This window comes from Serratia sp. X3, from assembly GCF_014982455.1.
Lineage (GTDB): Bacteria > Pseudomonadota > Gammaproteobacteria > Enterobacterales > Enterobacteriaceae > Serratia > Serratia ureilytica.
The window spans coordinates 251,484-267,768 of record NZ_JADCNB010000003.1; the positions used below are offsets into that span (position 1 = coordinate 251,484).

At 60.8% G+C, this 16,285-nt stretch carries 18 protein-coding genes; 5 read left to right on the forward strand and 13 right to left on the reverse strand.

Annotated elements, in window-relative coordinates:
* Positions 1-13 precede the first annotated feature (13 nt).
* The 8 genes from IMX17_RS15385 to IMX17_RS15420 all read right to left on the reverse strand — a co-directional run bounded on the left by IMX17_RS15385 (position 14) and on the right by IMX17_RS15420 (position 8,824).
* Positions 14-706 (reverse strand): MgtC/SapB family protein, encoded by a 693-nt coding sequence (locus IMX17_RS15385; protein ID WP_019453282.1) that lies wholly within the window; start codon positions 704-706, stop codon positions 14-16.
* Between the two features lie 111 nt (positions 707-817).
* Positions 818-1,597: an ABC transporter ATP-binding protein gene (locus IMX17_RS15390; protein ID WP_193549946.1), complete on the reverse strand. Its 780-nt coding sequence runs from the start codon at positions 1,595-1,597 to the stop codon at positions 818-820.
* Positions 1,598-2,180: 583 nt separating this feature from the next.
* Positions 2,181-3,263, reverse strand: coding sequence for a porin (locus tag IMX17_RS15395; protein ID WP_046898026.1), 1,083 nt, complete (start codon positions 3,261-3,263; stop codon positions 2,181-2,183).
* A gap of 31 nt (positions 3,264-3,294) precedes the next feature.
* Positions 3,295-4,086 (reverse strand): ABC transporter ATP-binding protein, encoded by a 792-nt coding sequence (locus IMX17_RS15400; protein ID WP_052759942.1) that lies wholly within the window; start codon positions 4,084-4,086, stop codon positions 3,295-3,297.
* 15 nt (positions 4,087-4,101) lie between these two features.
* The gene (locus IMX17_RS15405; RefSeq protein ID WP_227414595.1) at positions 4,102-5,712 is read right to left on the reverse strand and encodes an ABC transporter permease subunit; all 1,611 of its coding nucleotides are present in this window, start codon (positions 5,710-5,712) and stop codon (positions 4,102-4,104) included.
* 595 nt (positions 5,713-6,307) lie between these two features.
* The gene (locus tag IMX17_RS15410; RefSeq protein ID WP_193549948.1) at positions 6,308-6,997 is read right to left on the reverse strand and encodes a trehalose-6-phosphate synthase; all 690 of its coding nucleotides are present in this window, start codon (positions 6,995-6,997) and stop codon (positions 6,308-6,310) included.
* A gap of 13 nt (positions 6,998-7,010) precedes the next feature.
* Complete coding sequence (locus IMX17_RS15415) at positions 7,011-7,421, reverse strand: GNAT family N-acetyltransferase (protein WP_182265229.1); 411 nt, start codon at positions 7,419-7,421, stop codon at positions 7,011-7,013.
* 32 nt (positions 7,422-7,453) lie between these two features.
* Positions 7,454-8,824, reverse strand: coding sequence for a glutamine synthetase family protein (locus IMX17_RS15420; protein WP_193549949.1), 1,371 nt, complete (start codon positions 8,822-8,824; stop codon positions 7,454-7,456).
* A gap of 236 nt (positions 8,825-9,060) precedes the next feature.
* Between IMX17_RS15420 and IMX17_RS15425 the strand changes: the two genes are divergently transcribed.
* The gene (locus IMX17_RS15425) at positions 9,061-9,378 is read left to right on the forward strand and encodes a hypothetical protein (protein ID WP_021504192.1); all 318 of its coding nucleotides are present in this window, start codon (positions 9,061-9,063) and stop codon (positions 9,376-9,378) included.
* Here IMX17_RS15425 and IMX17_RS15430 read toward each other — a convergent pair.
* From IMX17_RS15430 to IMX17_RS15450, 5 genes are all read right to left on the reverse strand, one after another.
* Positions 9,369-9,764 (reverse strand): hypothetical protein, encoded by a 396-nt coding sequence (locus IMX17_RS15430; RefSeq protein ID WP_193549950.1) that lies wholly within the window; start codon positions 9,762-9,764, stop codon positions 9,369-9,371. The genes IMX17_RS15425 and IMX17_RS15430 overlap by 10 nt on opposite strands.
* Before the next feature lie 13 nt (positions 9,765-9,777).
* Positions 9,778-10,170: a hypothetical protein gene (locus tag IMX17_RS15435; protein WP_193549951.1), complete on the reverse strand. Its 393-nt coding sequence runs from the start codon at positions 10,168-10,170 to the stop codon at positions 9,778-9,780.
* 27 nt (positions 10,171-10,197) lie between these two features.
* Positions 10,198-10,587 (reverse strand): hypothetical protein, encoded by a 390-nt coding sequence (locus IMX17_RS15440; protein ID WP_021504189.1) that lies wholly within the window; start codon positions 10,585-10,587, stop codon positions 10,198-10,200.
* Entirely contained in the window at positions 10,587-11,591 is a 1,005-nt protein-coding gene (locus IMX17_RS15445; protein ID WP_193549952.1) for a hypothetical protein, read from the reverse strand. The genes IMX17_RS15440 and IMX17_RS15445 overlap by 1 nt, the downstream gene beginning before the upstream one ends.
* 108 nt (positions 11,592-11,699) lie before the next feature.
* On the reverse strand, positions 11,700-12,599 hold the full coding sequence (locus tag IMX17_RS15450) for a LysR family transcriptional regulator (protein WP_193549953.1): 900 nt from the start codon (positions 12,597-12,599) through the stop codon (positions 11,700-11,702).
* 168 nt (positions 12,600-12,767) lie between these two features.
* On the opposite strand from IMX17_RS15450, the gene IMX17_RS15455 reads away from it, so the two are divergent.
* Genes IMX17_RS15455 through IMX17_RS15470 form a run of 4 tightly spaced genes read left to right on the forward strand, consistent with a single transcriptional unit; the run spans position 12,768 to position 16,272 of the window.
* A complete protein-coding gene (locus tag IMX17_RS15455; RefSeq protein WP_004933280.1) occupies positions 12,768-13,466 on the forward strand; it encodes a CoA transferase subunit A in 699 nt (232 codons plus the stop codon).
* Positions 13,467-13,477: 11 nt separating this feature from the next.
* Positions 13,478-14,131: a CoA transferase subunit B gene (locus IMX17_RS15460; RefSeq protein ID WP_025305151.1), complete on the forward strand. Its 654-nt coding sequence runs from the start codon at positions 13,478-13,480 to the stop codon at positions 14,129-14,131.
* Between the two features lie 14 nt (positions 14,132-14,145).
* The gene (locus tag IMX17_RS15465) at positions 14,146-15,330 is read left to right on the forward strand and encodes an acetyl-CoA C-acetyltransferase (RefSeq protein ID WP_193549954.1); all 1,185 of its coding nucleotides are present in this window, start codon (positions 14,146-14,148) and stop codon (positions 15,328-15,330) included.
* Positions 15,331-15,348: 18 nt separating this feature from the next.
* A complete protein-coding gene (locus IMX17_RS15470; RefSeq protein ID WP_193549955.1) occupies positions 15,349-16,272 on the forward strand; it encodes a 3-hydroxyacyl-CoA dehydrogenase family protein in 924 nt (307 codons plus the stop codon).
* Positions 16,273-16,285: the final 13 nt, after the last annotated feature.

Genomic DNA, 16,285 nt, shown 5'->3' on the forward strand with positions numbered 1-16,285 from the left:
GAAGTGAACGGCATTAGCCGGAGCCGGCGATGCGGCTGTAATAGGCCTGTTTCATCATGCTGTCGTTCAGCAGTTTATTGATGGTCTGGTCGAGCACCGGCGTGGTGACGGAGGCCGGCATCAGCGTGGCGGTGATCTCCACGTCGTCGTCGCCAAAGGGTTCGATATCCAGATGCGAGATAAAGCAGTTTTCTCCTTGCAGCACCTGTTTGAATTTGGCCAGCGCTTCACGCTGCTCATGCTCAAAGGCAATGACGCAAATCTGGTAGGTGGATTCGCCGTTAACGTCATTGAAGGGTTGTTTGTTGACCATATTGACCAGCGGGCGCAGCAGGGTGTTGGCGGCGAGCACGAACAGCGTGGCGGCCAGCGCATCGCCGTACAGGCCGCAGCCGGCGCAGGCGCCGACCGCCGCGGAGCCCCAGAGCGTGGCGGCGGTGTTCAGGCCGCGGATGTTCATCCCTTCTTTCATGATGGCCCCGGCGCCGAGAAAGCCGACGCCGGAGACCACGTAGGAGATGACGCGCACCGCGCCGCCGCTGCCGTCGATGGTCATGGCCAGGTGGACGAAGATCGCCGCGCTGGTGGCCACCAGCGTATTGGTACGCAGCCCGGCGGTGCGCTGGCGGAATTGTCTTTCGTAGCCGATGGCGGCGCCCAGGACGGACGCGGTCAGCAGCGTCAGCAGTGTATGAATGAAATGCATGATAATAACTCGATGTATTATCCGCTTATCATGAGCCACCCGTGGTGGGGTGACTCTTGATAAACAGGTAGCTAAGGTGGCGGGATCCATCCCGCCAGGCCAGGGCGGTGCTCAGTGCGCGGCGGCGATCTGCCGGCTGAGCGTCTCGCTGATTTTGTCCGTCAGCGGCTGCATCCCCTCGCGGGTGCGCGTCTCGCGGCGCTGCGCGATGTGATAGCAGCCGTCGAGGATGCCGGCGCCCAGCAGGAGGATGCGATCAGACATCATCACCGCCTCCTCTACGCTGTGGGTCACCAGCACGATGGAGCGGGTTTTGATCTGGCGCGTGCTCCAGATGCGCAGCAGATCGCTGCGCAGGTGTTCGCCGGTATAGACGTCCAGCGCGGAAAACGGCTCGTCCAGCAACAGCAGCATCGGTTCTACCGCCAGCGCGCGCGCAAAGCCGACCCGCTGGCGCATGCCGCCGGAAAGCTCGCGCGGGTAGGCGTCGCGGTAGGGCGCGAGCCCGACCAAATCGAGCATTTTCAGCGTCTGGGCTTCGACCACCTGCGGCGGCAGATCCTGCGCCTGCAGCCCGAAGGCGATATTTTGATAGACGTTCAGCCACGGGAAAATGGCGAAGGTCTGGAACACCATGTTGATCTGCGGATTCGGCCCCGAGACTTTTTTATCCCCCAGCATCACGGTGCCCAGATCCGGCGCGATCAGGCCGGAAAGCATGCGCAGCAGGGTGGATTTGCCCGAGCCGGACTGCCCCAAAATGCTGACGACCTCGTTATCGTAGAGGCGCAGGTTGATTTCATTCAGCACCAGGCGTTTTTCTTTACCGGTAGGCTGAACGCTTTTGCTGACGTTATTAACCGTCAGCAGTGTGGTTTTTTTTACCATCATGATGTTTCTCCACTCAATTAAAAATATGAGCATGGAAAAATGGCCGATAGTTACCGCCGCGCAGGGGTAAAATAAATGCGAGCGCAAATAAGCCTGAGCGTTATCGGACTGTTAATAAGCGTATGCTGGAAGGATTAGCCTGTCAGGCGCGCCGGAGCGGCGTGCGCGGAGGCCATGCGCTGAAGGGGTAAAGCGAAGGGATGTGGTAACTGACGCATATCCTGACACTTTCAGGATGCAATGGGATGACTATTGCTCCTGTGACCTCAGCGATTCCAACAATAAAATAAACAACCAACTGTCGCCGTCCATATCATTCCCCCGTTATTTTTCGTATGGCCATAATACGCGTGATATCGCCTGTGATTCAATGTGGTTAGGCGGAATTATCGCGGCAAAATGTAATTTAATATGAATGCGGGAAAGTTTTTCTTTATTTATTAAACGGGGCGTCAACGAAAAACATGAGAATGAATATAGGCGCTATTTTATGGAAATATAAACCTGAATTAAACGAAAGAATAACAGGACGGGCGCAAGACAAATAATGAACCGGCCGCAGCGCGCTGCGGCCGGTATCCGGTCAGAACTGATACATGATGCCGGTTTCGACAATGTCGTCGGCGCCGGCGCCGACGGCGTTCTGCTGTTGCAGTAGGTTGAGCTTGTACTCCACGTAGGTCGACATATTGGCGTTGAAGCTGTAGTTCAGCGCCAGATCCAGGTATTTGACCAGATCGGCGTCGCCTATGCCGGGCAGGTTACGGCCGCGCGTTTGCAGGTAGGCCACCGAGGGCGTGACGCCGGAATCGAAGTGATACTGCGCGACCGCCTCGACGGCGTCCGCGCGGGGGGCGAAGCCGGCGTAGCGATCGCCGTCGACATAGGTCATGTTTTCGGTGCGTGCATAGCTGGCCGCCAGGTAGAAGTTGTCCAGATCGTATTTCAGCCCCAGCGTCCAGGCCCGGGCGCGATCGCCGTCAGCCAGGCCGAAGCGCTGCTGCGCCAGGGTGCGCGCAGAGTTGGCGTAGGCGGCGCCAAAGTTTAGCCCCGCGCCGGTGTCGTAGGTGGCGGAAAAGGCGTAGCCATCGCCGTTTTGCGTCTGAATATCCTTCGCCCGCAGAGCGTCGTCCCCCCGATTCTTCCCCTGATATTGCAGGCCGAGATCCAGACCGTCCAACAGCCCGCCCAGGCTGCGGTTGTGGTAGGTCAGCAGGCCGTTGGCGCGGCCGGTCATAAAGTTGTCGGCCGCTTCGTAGCTGTCGTTGCCGAATTCGGGCAGCACGTCCGTCCAGCCGGCCACGTCATACAGCAGGCCGTAGTTGCGGCCGTAGTCCAGGCTGCCCCAGCGGCCGAACGTCAGCCCGGCGAAGCCCAGCCGGGTATAGCTATTTCCCGGCCCGGCGCTTTCCGGCTGATCGAGCCCCGCCTGATATTCCCATTGGCCATACCCTGTCAGCCCGTCGGCGATCTGCGTCTCGCCTTTGAAACCGAAACGGGTGTAGGAGCGATCGCCGTTATTGTCGGCATCGCTGCTGAAGTAATGCACCCCGTTCAGTTGGCCGTAGAGATCCAGTTTATTGCCGTCTTTGTTGACGATTTCTGCCCCGGCGGCGGCCGCCGGCATCAGGATGACCAGCGCCATCAGTAAGCTTTTATGTTTCATTTCACTACCCTGAGTTAACGAAAATGCGGCCTTATCCGGCCGGTTGCGCCTGCGCGATTTTTTTGTACAGGCAGCTGCGGATCCGATCGGTGAGGTGCCGCAGGCTGTCCCGGTTGCGCGCCGCGCGGGGAATATTGATGCTGAATTCGTCATCGATCCGTTTGCTGGTCGCGTCCAGGATCAGCACCCGATCGGACATCAGCACCGCCTCTTCGACGTCGTGCGTCACCATCACCATGGCGCGCGTGCGCAGCCGGTTGTCTCCCCACAGCACCAGCAGATCGCTGCGCAATTTTTGCGCGGTAAAGATATCGAGGGCGGAGAAGGGCTCGTCCAGCAGCAAGACATCGGGCTCTACCGCCAACGCCCGGGCGAAGCCCACGCGCTGGCGCATGCCGCCCGACAGCTCGCGCGGCCAGGCGTGCTCATAGCCGGTCAGCCCCACCAGGCGCAGCAGCGCCTCCAGCCGCTCGGCGATCGTCTGCGGCGGCAGCTTTTGCGCCAGCAGGCCGAAGGCGATGTTGTCGTACACCGTCAGCCAGGGGTAGAGCGCGTAGGATTGAAACACCATGCCGGCGTTGGCGCTCGGGCCGTCGACCGGCTTGCCCGCCAGGGTGAGCGTGCCGCTGTCCGGTGGGATCAGCCCGGCCAGCATGCGCAGCAGCGTGGACTTGCCCGAACCGGATTGCCCCAGAATGGTGACGAACTCGCCGGCGTGCACGGTCAGCGACACGTCGCGCAGCACGGGTTTGGGGCATTTGTTTTCGCCGATAAACGTTTTGTTCAACCGACGGGCGCTAATAATCACGTCTTGAGTCAGCATGTTGTTCCCCCTTGATCAGTCATATTTGAATTTGGTTTCCGCGATGCGATACAGCGGTTGCCAGACGAAGATGATGCACAGCGCCACCAGCGCACACATCGCGGCGCAGCCCAGTGCGGACTCCGGGTTTTTGCCGGCGTCGGTGACGACGGAAATGAACGCGCCCAGCCCGGTGGCGCTGAGGGTGGTGCTGCCCCACTGGATCACTTCGGCGGCGATGGCGCTGTTCCAGGCGCCGCCGGCGGCGGAGATGATGCCGGTCACGATGTAGGGGAAGATCGCCGGCAGCATGTAGTAGCGCCACCAGCGGAAACGGCGCAGCCCGAAGGTTTCGCTGACCTCGGTGATCTGCGTCGGAATGGCGGAAACGCCGGCGATCACGTTGAACAATACGTACCACTGGGTGCCCAGCATGATCATCGGAATGGCCCACCAGCCGAGATCCTGATGATAAATGGCGATGAAGGCGGCGATCAGCGGGTAGAAAATGTTGGGCGGAATGGCCGCGAGGATCTGGATGATCGGCTGGAAGATCTTCACCAGGCGCGGATTCAGACCGATCCACACCCCCAGCGGCGTGAAGATCGCCACGCTGAGCAGCATGGCCGCGGCCACGCGCGCGGTGGTGAGCAACATCCACTCCGGCAGCATGGCGAAGTACTGTTTGGGGAAGTATTCCCACAACTGATAGCCGAACCACACGCAGGCCAACACCACGCCGAGATACCACAGGCTGCGCCACAGCCAGTTGCCTTTGGCGGCGAGCCTGAACAGGCGGTGCAGACCGAGGGCGTACCACAGCCGCGGCAGCTTGAACAGCCACAGGTCAGCCAGCGCGCGCAGCGTGCGGCCGAGCGCCGCGCCGACGTGCGAGAAGGCCAGGCTGTTGTAAAACCACGGATTGCCGAGCGCCCGATTGGCGGTGACGTCTTCGTATTTGAAGCGGGCGGTGTAACGCACCAGCGGGCGGAACACCAGCTGATCGAGCAGCACGATGTTGGCGGCCAGCGCGACGATCGCATACAGGATCGCCGGCACGTTCTGCTGCGCCAGCGCTTCGGCGATATAGGAGCCGACGCCGGGCAGTTCGACCGAGCGATCGCTGACCGGAATGGCTTCGGAGGCCACCAGGGCGAACCAGGCGGCGGATTGCGACACCATGGCGTTCCACAGCAGGCCCGGCACTGAATAGATGAATTCCAGCCGCCAGAAGCGTTGCCACGGGTTGTAATTGAAGCTGCGGGCGGCTTCGTCCAGCTCCTTGGGCACGATGCGCAGCGTCTGATACAGCGTCAGCATCATGTTCCAGGCCTGGCCGGTAAACACCGCGAAGATGGCGGTGCACTCCAGCCCCATCACGCTGTGTGGGTAGAGGTTGAGAAAGTACACGGTCGTGAAGGTCAGGAACCCCACCAGCGGCACCGACTCCATAAAGTTGACGAAGGGCAGGATCACCCGGCGCAGCGGCGCATAGCGCGCGGCCAGCACGGCGAACACCACAGAAAACAGCAGCGACCAGGCCATACCGAGGAGAAAACGCATGCTGGTTCTGAGCGAATAATAAAGCAGGTTCCAGGCATCGAGACTAATGGCAGAGACGTTTTGTTCATTGAAGTCGCCGTGCATGTCGCCCCATGCGCGAATAAAAAAGGCAATGAAAAAAACGCCGATGGCGATAACGATAAAGTCATTTAAATAAGACTTTCTGAAAACAGATGTACCCCGGTTATTTTGCATAACGCAATACCTTATTTTTCCCATAAGAAATCCGTCGGCGCTCGGGGAATAGTCCCGGCGACATCAGATAAATACCGCCACAGCGGTTGAGACAAACGTTGTTTTCGCAGCGGGGCGATGGGCGGGCAGGCAGAGCGGGAAAGGCCGTCAGAAGGGGAGCGGTTGCCGCATTCCGTATCTTTCAGAATGCAACGTGGATGGCATTACTGAAAGGTGCCCAATAGCATTAGCGTAAAACTAAAACTTTCATCGCCCATAGGGCCCTCCTCGGTTTAAATATGGCATGGAGAGGGTAATGTGTTTTGCTAATAAAAAGCAATTGGCGGCGCGCGGTTTTTACGGTTGATATGTAACAGGATGAATATTCATTTTTTAATTGCTATATTCAGAAAATAAAATAACCTATTTTGATGGCGGTAAATGTGCTGGAAATAAATCGCAGCGAAATAAAACGGCGCGCCTGAATACCGCGCGCGCCGTAACATTAATAAACATGCCTGCCGTTGATGCCGGCGGGGAAAATGCCGGTGGCGAAGAGATGCCCGTTGGCCTGGATCTGGTCGTCGGGCAGCATCTCCAGCGGAAACTCGGCCGCCAGGCAGCTGAGAAAGGCGTTGCGATCGTCGGTGGTGGTAAAGCCGATCAGATCGTAGAACAGCAGCGAAGCGATCAGTTGGCGATGTTCCGGGATGCGCCGCAGCAGCGCCGCCGACGGGAACGGCAGGTGGAAGAAGAACGCGCAGGCATTCAGCAGCCCCTGCTCCTTCAACGCCTGGGCGCAGGGCAGCAGCTGGTAGTCGTCGATACAGACGATGTCGCCCGGGCACAGGTGCTCGCAGGCGATATCGGCGAAACGGCAGTTCAACTGCCGGTAAGCGCGGTAGTTTTCCGGCGTGAAGTGCGCCTTCTCCGGCTGGTTGTGGAACACCGGCCACAGGCCGTCGTGGTAGTAGCCCTGATAGTGGCGGCGAAACTCCTCGATCGACAGCGGGAAGGTCACCTGATCGTAACCGGCGCGTTGGCGGCAACTGATCGGGCGCTGCGCGAAATTCTGCACGTCGCCGTTCCAGCCGAGCCACAGCCCCGGTTCGGCGTCGGCCGCCAACGTCCGGCCGGCGCAGGCCAGATCCTTGCCGTCGCATTGTTTGTTGGAAATCAGCACCAAACGAGACATCGGACTCTCCTTATCAGTGCAGGGCGCGCGGGGCGTGCACCGAACCATCGGCGCGCCAGGGCGCTTGCAGCGCGGGCAGCGTGACGCGCAGGCCGCGCAATGCCGGGTGCGCCAGGCAGCAGCGCGTCAGCCAACTTCCCAGCCCGACGCCGCGGTATTCGGCGCTGACGAACAGCTCACTCACCGAGGCGAAGGTGGCGTAATCGGTCACCATGCGGGCGAAGCCGAGCTGGTGGCGTTTGCGGTACAGGCCAAAGCACAGGCCGTGGCGCGCCAGGCGTTCCGCCGCCGCCCGATCCGGCAGGCTGAGGAAACGCTGGATCGCCTCGATATCCAACAACTGCCGATCGGTGCTGATATGAAAAACGCCTTTGCGCCAGCAGAGCAGCGGCTGTGCGGTGGCCCGTTGCGGTTGCATGTTCATGATTATCCTTAAGTTAACGAATCAGTGGACGGTTACAGCATCCAGCCGAGTTCGGCGGCGGTGACCTGTTCCTCGAAGCGGCGCAGTTCGGCGCTTTTGCAGGTGTGCCACAGGGTGCAGAACGCCGGGCCGAGCAGTTCGCGCAGCGGATCGCTGTGGCGGAACAGCGCCAGCGCCTCCTGCTGGCCGAGCGGCAAGGGCGCGGCGTTGTCGCTTTCGCAGCCGTTGGCGGCGGGCGGCAGCGGCAGCGGGTGTTCCAGCCCGTGCAGCAGGCCGCCGAGCATCACCGCCAGCGCCAGATAGGGGTTGGCGTCGGCGCCGGCCAGGCGGTATTCGATGCGCTGGTTGGCGCTGTCGGCGCAGGGCAGGCGCAGCGCCACCGTGCGATTGTTGTGGCCCCAGGAGGCGCGCAGCGGCACGTGCATGCCGGGGCGGAAGCGGCGAAACGCGTTGATGTTGGGCGCCAGGATCGCCATCGATGCCGGCATCAGCGCCAGCATGCCCGCCATCGCCTGCTGCATGTTGTCGCTCAGTTCACCCGGCGCGCCGGTCAGCAGGTTCTCGCCGTGCTCGTTCTGCAGGCTGATGTGAAAATGCAGCCCGCTGCCGGCGGCATGGGCGCAGGGCTTGGCCATAAAGCAGGCGTGCTGGTGATGTTGCTCGGCAATCTGCCGCGTCAGGCGCTTCAGCGCCATGATCTGGTCGCAGGCTTCCAGCACGCGCCGGCTGTGATGCAGGTTCAGCTCGTACTGGCCGGAAGCGGCTTCGGCCACCACGCCGGTCAGCGGCAGGCTTTGCAGCCGCGCGTGCCGTTCGATGTCGCTCAGCAGCGCATGGTGGCGCTCGGGCGCATCCACCGCGAAGCTCTGCGTCGGGCAGGCTTCCGCCTCGGCGGGGCGCTGCGGATCCTGCAGGTAGAACTCCAGTTCGGCCGCCACCACCGGGAAGCAGTTGCGCTCGTGCAGGAGCTTCAGTACCCGTTGCAGCACCACACGCGGCTCCAGCTCGCAGGCGTCGCCGTCGGCGTTTTGCATCGTCAGCAGCAGCTGGGCGTGGCGTTCGGGATCGCGCGCGCAGGGGCGCAGCGTGCCGGGCACCGGCAGGCACAGCCGATCCGGCTCGCCCGCCCGTTGCCCCAGCCCGCTTTCTTCAATCACCCGGCCGTGCAGATCCAGGGCGTAGATCGACAGCGGGAAGTAGCAGCCTTTTTCCAGGCCAAAGGCTTCGGCGATCGGCAGGCGCTTGCCGCGCAGCTGGCCGTTCAGATCGTGCAGATAAATATCCAGCTGTTCGGTATCCGGATAGCGTTGCAGGTAGTGTTCCAGCTCTTTGCGGAAGGTGCGCGTCGGCGATGCGGGCAGCTCCGCCAGCAGAGGATTGAAGCCGATGATATTAGCATGCATGGCGTGCTCCAGAACGAAGACCGGTCACGGCCAGAGGCAGGGATAAACGCATGAGACAACTCTCTTGTGAGGCCATAGCGGCGATGTGAAAAGGGTATCTGCGGCGGCAAAAACTGTCTGTAAAAACGCCGTAACGTTAACGGGGCGCGGAATAAAAATGCCGTAAAGAGCGCGGCGGGTTGGCCGGGGCGGCACGGTCTATACTGGCGAGACGGGCCGTAGAAGGAGAGATAACGATGAAGAGAATAGGGCTGCTTATCGCTGCGCTGGCCGCGTTCCACGCCACCGCGTCTTCCCCACAGGCGTGGGCCGAGAGCGAACGGGCGATGCGCGCCGCCTGCCTGAAAGCCAGTGGGCTAAAAAACGCCAGGGTGGAAGGGGAGATTATTCACTACGGTGATGACGTCGGCTATTCGGCGCTGTTTATCGGCGGGCGCTACCCACAGCCGTTTATGAAAAACCAGCCGGGCAGGGAGCTGTGCTTATATCAGCGCGCCACGCAGAAGGCGGCGGTGCAGGCGGTGGAAGGGAGCAGCGCGTCTGCTCAACCTTGATGTTTGATGAGATAAATAAAAATACAGCCCACGGTGGTAATAATGGCTTCTACGAGCAAAAGTATAAAGTCCATCGTCAGCCACTTCTGTAGCTCAGGAGAGGCGGTTTTTTGCACGAAATCGTAGGTTTTCGCATCGAGCCAAACTTGATCCCTTATTTTTATTTTTTTCCTTTTCAGGATCCAAAGAAACCACTGTGCTTTCAATGAGGTTCCAAGCATGCCGAGGCCGTCGGCAAAGGCGACGTAGGGCGGAATAAAATGTCCGCTGCCGGCGTAACGCTGATAGAACGCGTCAAACTCTTTTTTATGGCGCCGGTAGCCAATGAACTGAATGAAGGCGCTTAAAACCAGCAGCGTTAAGCATAATATGACAAGGGTTTTCATTGAGTAGCCTGAATCACGATATTCTCGCTATCAACATAAAGATCAATGCCATGATGAAGAGCAGTCCTTCCAGCGCCAAAAGCGTGCCGTTGTTTTTCATCCAGGTCTGCAAGCGCTCAGATGATGAAAGACGAACAAATTCATAGGTCTTGGCGGGAAGATATTGGTTTTCCTTCACCTTGATTTTCTTGCCGCAAAGGGTCCATCTGAACCATTGGACTTTGATGGAAGTACCTAAAGAGCCAAGGCCATCGGCAATTGCGAGGTGAGCAGGCACAAAGTGGCCCTGTTGGGTATAGCGTTGATAAAAAACATCGAACTCGCGTTTATAGCGACGAGAGTAAATATATTGAGCAAGCCAACAAAGTAAGAGCAGCACGGCTGCAATAAGTGATGCTGTTTTCATAAGCCACCGGCTAAGGTTCAAGGGGCGTTATGCCTTACTCAAAAAAACAAAAATACACATCAACGCCAAACACCCCATTTTCAGCACGCTTAAGATGAAGTCTTTCCGAATCCAGCTCTTCAGATGTTGAGATGTGTTTTCATTCACGAATTCGTAGGTTTTTGGGCCCAGAAAAGCGTTTTTCCCTATCTTTATTTTTCTGCCATTCAATATCCAACGGAACCATTGTGCTTTGATAGATACACCAAGCAAACCAAGGTTATCCGCGAAGATGACAAATGGAGGCAAGGGGTGAGCGCTTTGCACATAACGTTGATAGAATTCTGCAAATTCGTCTTTATAGCGCCGATAGTAAAGGTACTGAACCAGGGCGCTAATCAATGTCAGAGTGAAGAATAGGACGATAGCGATTTTCATTATTCACCAAAAATGAAACCAGTAATGCTGTCGGCGGCTACACCGCCACCCCAACTGCCAGCTGCGCCACCCAGAGCAGCGCCTGCTATACCACAAGCTAAAATACCGGTACCAAACGTGGAGGCGCCTAAGACGATACTGCAAGCCGTCATTGCTAACATTGCACCGCCTTCACCCCCCAAAATCCCCACCGCAGTACTTGCCGCAAAATGACTGTATCCCTTCACCGCGATCTTGGCGCACTCCTGTTCGCGGCCGGTGGTGCAGGCGCTGTAGACGTCGTTGGTGGTATTCAGCCCACTCAATCCGATGCCGATCCAGCCGCCGGCTTTCATAAACTTGGCCGCCCGGCTGGCGCTGTCGACGTAGTTCGAATAACCCTTGATGGCGCCGACGCCGGCGGTGCTCCATTCATGCACCAGCGATTTACTGGAGAGCCCTAGCGCGTGTTTGATTTGCGCATACTCTTTCATATTGAGTTGAGCACGAGTAAGGCGATTCAGTAACGGTTTTAATGTACCGAACAGCCGCGCTCGTTCCACCTGAAACTGGGTGCCAATCAACGCGCCACTCGTGCGGAACTGATTTTGGTAGGTTTTTTCAATCTCAACCAGGATATTCTTGATCTGGCTGAAGTAGCGTTCTCCGGCATCCGAAGCCAGCCCGACGACCGTTTCCCCATAGCTGGTGAAGGCGGCGATAGCGGCGTAATTGCGGTGCAAGAAGGTGGAGAAATCGCTGTCACCGGCTTTCACCGCTTTGCTGGTGCGGCTCTTGGCCTGCATCAGGGCGGCGATCTGCGTAGATTGATTATGATTGCGCGGATCGGCGACGATCAGCATTTGCCCCGGTTGAACCAGCGGCGTATCGGCATTGAGCTGCATAAAAAAACGTGCCGCTTCCGATGGCTTGCCACCGAACAGGTAGTTGGCGTGGAAGGCGAGCGGGCCGGTTTGTTGGGCGATGCAATAGCCCGGTGCGATGCTGCTGGACTTCTGTTCCATGTCGAAAAGCCTCCTTATTTTTAGGAAACTTAACATTTTCTACAGGGTGGTAACAGGTTCTGGCTCACGCTCTCGATCGGAGAATCATCTGAAAATGCTGGTGCCGCCTTACCCGCCACTCCCCGCCATCTCCCGTTCGATTACCGTCGCCAGCGCCTGCGCGGCGGAAGAGAGTTGGTGCTGCGCCAGGCGGATCAGGCCCACGCGCCGTTCGATGATCGGGCCGATCAGCGGCACGCACACCGCCCCCAGCTCATCCATCTGTTGCTCGCACAGCGCCGGCACCGCGCTGGCGCCGAGGCCGTTGGCTACCATGCGCCCGACCGTCACCAGCTGGTGGCTCTCAAACGCCACCTCCAGCGTTCGCCCGCTGCGGGCCAGTTCCTGCTCCAGCAGCAGCCGCACCGCCGATGGCCGCTGCAGGGTGATGAAATCCAGCGTTAGCAGCTCCTTCCAGCTCACCTGCGCCTTGCGCGCCAGCGCCGAATCCTTCGGCACCACCGCCAGAAAGCGATCGCGGCACAGCGGGGTGAAGTGCAGGGTGTCGCTCGGCTCCGGCTCGAAGGCGATACCCATCTCCACCCGGCCTTCGCGGATCATTTCAAACACCTGTTCGTTGATGACGTCGTGCACCGCCACGTTGATGCCGGCATAGCGATCGCGAAACGCCTTGAGGATCGGCGGCAGCGGGTTGCCGGCGAATGACGGCATGGCGGCGATCGCCACCTTGCCCATCTGCAGGGTGAAGCGCTGACGCATCGCCTCTTCCGCGTTGTCCCAATCCGCCAGCAGCTGGCGCGCCATCGGGAAGAAGGTTTCGCCCTCCGGCGTCAGCGCCACCCGGCGGGTGGTGCGCAGCAGCAGCGGCCCGCCCAGCGCGTCTTCCAGCCCACGGATCGCCAGACTGAGCGCCGGCTGAGAAATATTCAGCCGCTCGCTGGCCTGGGCGAAATTCAGAGTGTGAGCTACCGCTAAAAACGCGCGTAACTGTTTGATGCTCATTTTCATTTTGGTTGGCGTTAACTCTTTGTTAATTGTCAGTTAACGAGTAATTAATAAAAATTCTAAATGAATGCGGCATAAAAACAAAATTAACAAATCATTTTTGTGACCTGAAGATGCCCTCACGCAAGCCAGGGCATTTCGCCCTGCGCCGCAACATGCAGGGGCAACGATATGGCAGGGCTCGACAAACGCGTCGGCAGCTACCAGGAAGCGCTGGCAGGCCTGACGGACAACATGACGGTGCTGGCGGGCGGCTTTGGCCTGTGCGGCATCCCGGAAAACCTGATCGAAGAGATCCGCCGGCGCGGCGTGCGCGGCTTGACGGTGGTTTCCAACAACTGCGGCGTCGACGGGTTCGGCCTCGGGCGGCTGCTGGAAACCCATCAGATCCGCAAGGTGGTGGGATCTTACGTCGGTGAAAACGCGCTGTTCGAGCAGCAGGCGCTCAGCGGCGAGCTGGAGGTGGATCTCACGCCGCAGGGCACGCTGGCGGAGAAGATCCGCGCCGGCGGCGCCGGCATCCCGGCGTTCTTCACCGCCACCGGTTACGGCACGCCGATCGCCGAAGGCAAAGAGGTGCGCGAGTTCAACGGCCGCCCTTACATCATGGAAACCGCCATCACCGGCGATTTCGCCATCGTGAAAGGCTGGAAGGCCGATCACTTCGGCAACGTCATCTACCGCCACACCGCGCAGAACTTCAATCCGCTGATGGCGACCGCCGGGCGCATCACGGTGGTGGAAGTGGAAGAGATCGTCGCGCCGGGCGAGCTGGATCCGGCGGCGATCCACACCCCCGGCATTTATGTCGATCGGCTGATCCAGGGCACCTTCGAAAAGCGTATCGAACAACGCACCCTGCGGGCATAAGGAGAATTCGCATGCTTACCCGTGAACAAATGGCGCAGCGCGTGGCGCAAGAGCTGAGGGACGGTTACTACGTCAACCTGGGCATCGGCATCCCGACGCTGGTGGCCAACTACGTGCCGGCGGGCATGGACGTGATGCTGCAGTCGGAAAACGGCCTGCTGGGGATGGGCGAGTTCCCGACCGAGCAACAGCTGGACGCCGACATGATCAACGCCGGCAAGCAGACGGTCACCGCGCGCCTCGGCGCGTCTATTTTCGATTCGGCGCAGTCGTTCGCCATGATCCGCGGCGGCCATGTCGATCTGACCGTGCTGGGGGCGTTTGAAGTGGACGTCGAGGGCAACATCGCCTCGTGGATGATCCCCGGCAAGATGGTCAAGGGCATGGGCGGCGCGATGGATCTGGTGGCGGGGGCGGAGAACATCATCGTGGTGATGACCCACGCCGCGAAGGGCGGCGAGTCCAAGCTGCTGCCGCGCTGCACGCTGCCGCTGACCGGCGCCAACTGTATACGCAAGGTATTGACCGATCTGGCCTACCTGGAAATTGAAGACGGCGCTTTCGTGCTGCGCGAACGCGCGCCGGGCGTCAGCGTGGCGGAGATTGTCGCCAAAACCGCCGGCCGGTTGATCGTGCCGGAGCAAGTGCCGGAAATGCGTTTCTGAAACGGGAGGTGAATGTGCAACAACGTGAAGTGGTGATCGTGGCGGCGACGCGCACGCCGGTCGGCAGTTTTCACGGCGCGCTGGCGCCGTTGACGGCGGTGGAACTGGGCGCGGCGGCGGTGCAGGGGCTGCTGGCGCAAAGCGGCGTGGCGCCGCAGCAGATCGATGAAGTGATCCTCGGCCAGGTGCTGACCGCCGGCTGCGGGCAGAATCCGGCGCGCCAGACCGCGCTGAACGCCGGACTGCCGTTTACGACGCCGGCGCTGACCATCAACAAGGTGTGCGGCTCCGGTTTGAAGGCGGTGCATCTGGCGGTGCAGGCGATCCGCAGCGGTGACGCCGACGCGGTGATCGCCGGCGGCCAGGAGAGCATGAGCCGGTCGCCTTACCTGATGACCGGCGCGCGCGCCGGCCTGCGCCTCGGTCACGCGCAGATGGTGGACAGCGTGATCCACGATGGCCTGTGGGACGCGTTCAACGACTACCACATGGGCATCACCGCCGAGAACCTGGCGGAGAAATACGCCATCAGCAGAGAAGAACAAGACAGATTCGCGCTGCGCTCGCAGCAGAAGGCGCAGGCGGCGCAGCAGGCCGGGCGTTTCGCGCAGGAGATCACGCCGGTGACGGTGCCGCAGCCGAAGGGGGAGGCGCTGCGGGTAGAGCGCGACGAACAGCCGCGCGACACCAGCCTGGAGGCGCTGGCGCGGCTGCGGCCGGCGTTTCGCAAAGAGGGCACGGTGACCGCCGGCAACGCCTCGTCGCTCAACGACGGCGCCGCCGTGGTGCTGCTGATGAGCGCGGAAAAAGCCGCCGCGCTGCGTTTGCCGGTGCTGGCGCGCATCGCCGGTTACGCCTCGTCGGGCGTCGATCCGGCGATCATGGGCATCGGCCCGGCGCCGGCCGCGCGCCGCTGCCTGGAAAAAGCCGGTTGGCGGCTGGAGGAGGTCGATCTGATCGAAGCCAACGAAGCCTTCGCCGCGCAGGCGCTGGCGGTGGGCAAAGAACTGGGCTGGGAGGCGGAGCGGGTGAACGTCAATGGCGGAGCGATCGCGCTGGGGCATCCGATCGGCGCATCCGGCTGCCGCATTTTGGTGTCGCTGCTGTACGAAATGCAGCGCCGCGAGGTGAACAAGGGGCTGGCGATGCTGTGCATCGGCGGCGGGCAGGGCGTGGCGCTGGCGGTAGAGCGCCCATAAACAACCGAGGAAGGCACGATGCAGTCATCTGACTATGCGGTACTGGGCGCCGGGCTGATGGGGGTGGGCATCGCCACCCACTTTATTCGCCACGGCCATGAGGTGCTGCTGTATGAACCGGATCCGCAGCGCCGGGCGGAAGCGTCGGCAGTGGCGAGCGGCATTCTGGCCGAGCTGAGCGACGTCGGGCAGTTTGATCGCGGCGAACGCGAAGCGGCGCTGGCGCGGCTGCGCGTGACCGGCGATCTGAACGCGGTAGCGCGCGCCCGGCTGCTTATCGAGGCGATCCCGGAACGGCTCGAGCTGAAGCACGCGCTGTATGAGCAGTTGGAAGGGCTGATCGCTGACGACGCGGTGATTGCCAGCAACACCAGCGGCCTGCCGCCGGACGAGCTGGCGGCGCGCATGACCCATCCGCAGCGGCTGCTGATCGCCCACTTTTGGCATCCGCCGCACCTGATCCCGCTGGTGGAGATCGTGCCCGGCAGCGCCACCGAGCCGCGCCATCTGGCGGCGGTGCAGGCGCTGCTCGGCGAGATGGCGCTGGAGGCGGTGCTGCTGGAACGCGCCGCGCCGGGGTTTGTCGGCAACCGGCTGCAGTTTGCGGTGCTGCGTGAGGCGCTGCACATCGTCCACAGCGGCATCGCCAGCGCCGAGGTGGTGGATCAGGTGATGCGCGCCTCGCTGGGGCGGCGCTACGCCATGGTCGGCCCGCTGGAGGCCGCCGACATGACCGGGCTCCCGACGGTAGCGGACATCGCCCGCCACCTGTTGCCGGAACTGGCGACCGGTGACGAGATGATGGCGCTGGTGGAACAGCGGCTGCAGCGCGGCGATACCGGCCAGCGCAGCGGCCGGGGATTTTATCTTTGGGATGAAGCGCGCAGGGAACGCATCCAACGGCGACGGGCGCATCAGCTGCGCTTTGCGCTGAAACCGTAATTTCGCACGCCGT

Bases quoted from the DNA above. Each gene is read 5' to 3' on its own strand.
- IMX17_RS15385 (WP_019453282.1), bottom strand. From the start codon at position 706: ATGCATTTCATTCATACACTGCTGACGCTGCTGACCGCGTCCGTCCTG.
- IMX17_RS15390 (WP_193549946.1), bottom strand. From the start codon at position 1,597: ATGATGGTAAAAAAAACCACACTGCTGACGGTTAATAACGTCAGCAAA.
- IMX17_RS15395 (WP_046898026.1), bottom strand. From the start codon at position 3,263: ATGAAACATAAAAGCTTACTGATGGCGCTGGTCATCCTGATGCCGGCG.
- IMX17_RS15400 (WP_052759942.1), bottom strand. From the start codon at position 4,086: ATGCTGACTCAAGACGTGATTATTAGCGCCCGTCGGTTGAACAAAACG.
- IMX17_RS15405 (WP_227414595.1), bottom strand. From the start codon at position 5,712: ATGCACGGCGACTTCAATGAACAAAACGTCTCTGCCATTAGTCTCGAT.
- IMX17_RS15410 (WP_193549948.1), bottom strand. From the start codon at position 6,997: ATGTCTCGTTTGGTGCTGATTTCCAACAAACAATGCGACGGCAAGGAT.
- IMX17_RS15415 (WP_182265229.1), bottom strand. From the start codon at position 7,421: ATGAACATGCAACCGCAACGGGCCACCGCACAGCCGCTGCTCTGCTGG.
- IMX17_RS15420 (WP_193549949.1), bottom strand. From the start codon at position 8,824: ATGCATGCTAATATCATCGGCTTCAATCCTCTGCTGGCGGAGCTGCCC.
- IMX17_RS15425 (WP_021504192.1), top strand. From the start codon at position 9,061: ATGAAGAGAATAGGGCTGCTTATCGCTGCGCTGGCCGCGTTCCACGCC.
- IMX17_RS15430 (WP_193549950.1), bottom strand. From the start codon at position 9,764: ATGAAAACCCTTGTCATATTATGCTTAACGCTGCTGGTTTTAAGCGCC.
- IMX17_RS15435 (WP_193549951.1), bottom strand. From the start codon at position 10,170: ATGAAAACAGCATCACTTATTGCAGCCGTGCTGCTCTTACTTTGTTGG.
- IMX17_RS15440 (WP_021504189.1), bottom strand. From the start codon at position 10,587: ATGAAAATCGCTATCGTCCTATTCTTCACTCTGACATTGATTAGCGCC.
- IMX17_RS15445 (WP_193549952.1), bottom strand. From the start codon at position 11,591: ATGGAACAGAAGTCCAGCAGCATCGCACCGGGCTATTGCATCGCCCAA.
- IMX17_RS15450 (WP_193549953.1), bottom strand. From the start codon at position 12,599: ATGAAAATGAGCATCAAACAGTTACGCGCGTTTTTAGCGGTAGCTCAC.
- IMX17_RS15455 (WP_004933280.1), top strand. From the start codon at position 12,768: ATGGCAGGGCTCGACAAACGCGTCGGCAGCTACCAGGAAGCGCTGGCA.
- IMX17_RS15460 (WP_025305151.1), top strand. From the start codon at position 13,478: ATGCTTACCCGTGAACAAATGGCGCAGCGCGTGGCGCAAGAGCTGAGG.
- IMX17_RS15470 (WP_193549955.1), top strand. From the start codon at position 15,349: ATGCAGTCATCTGACTATGCGGTACTGGGCGCCGGGCTGATGGGGGTG.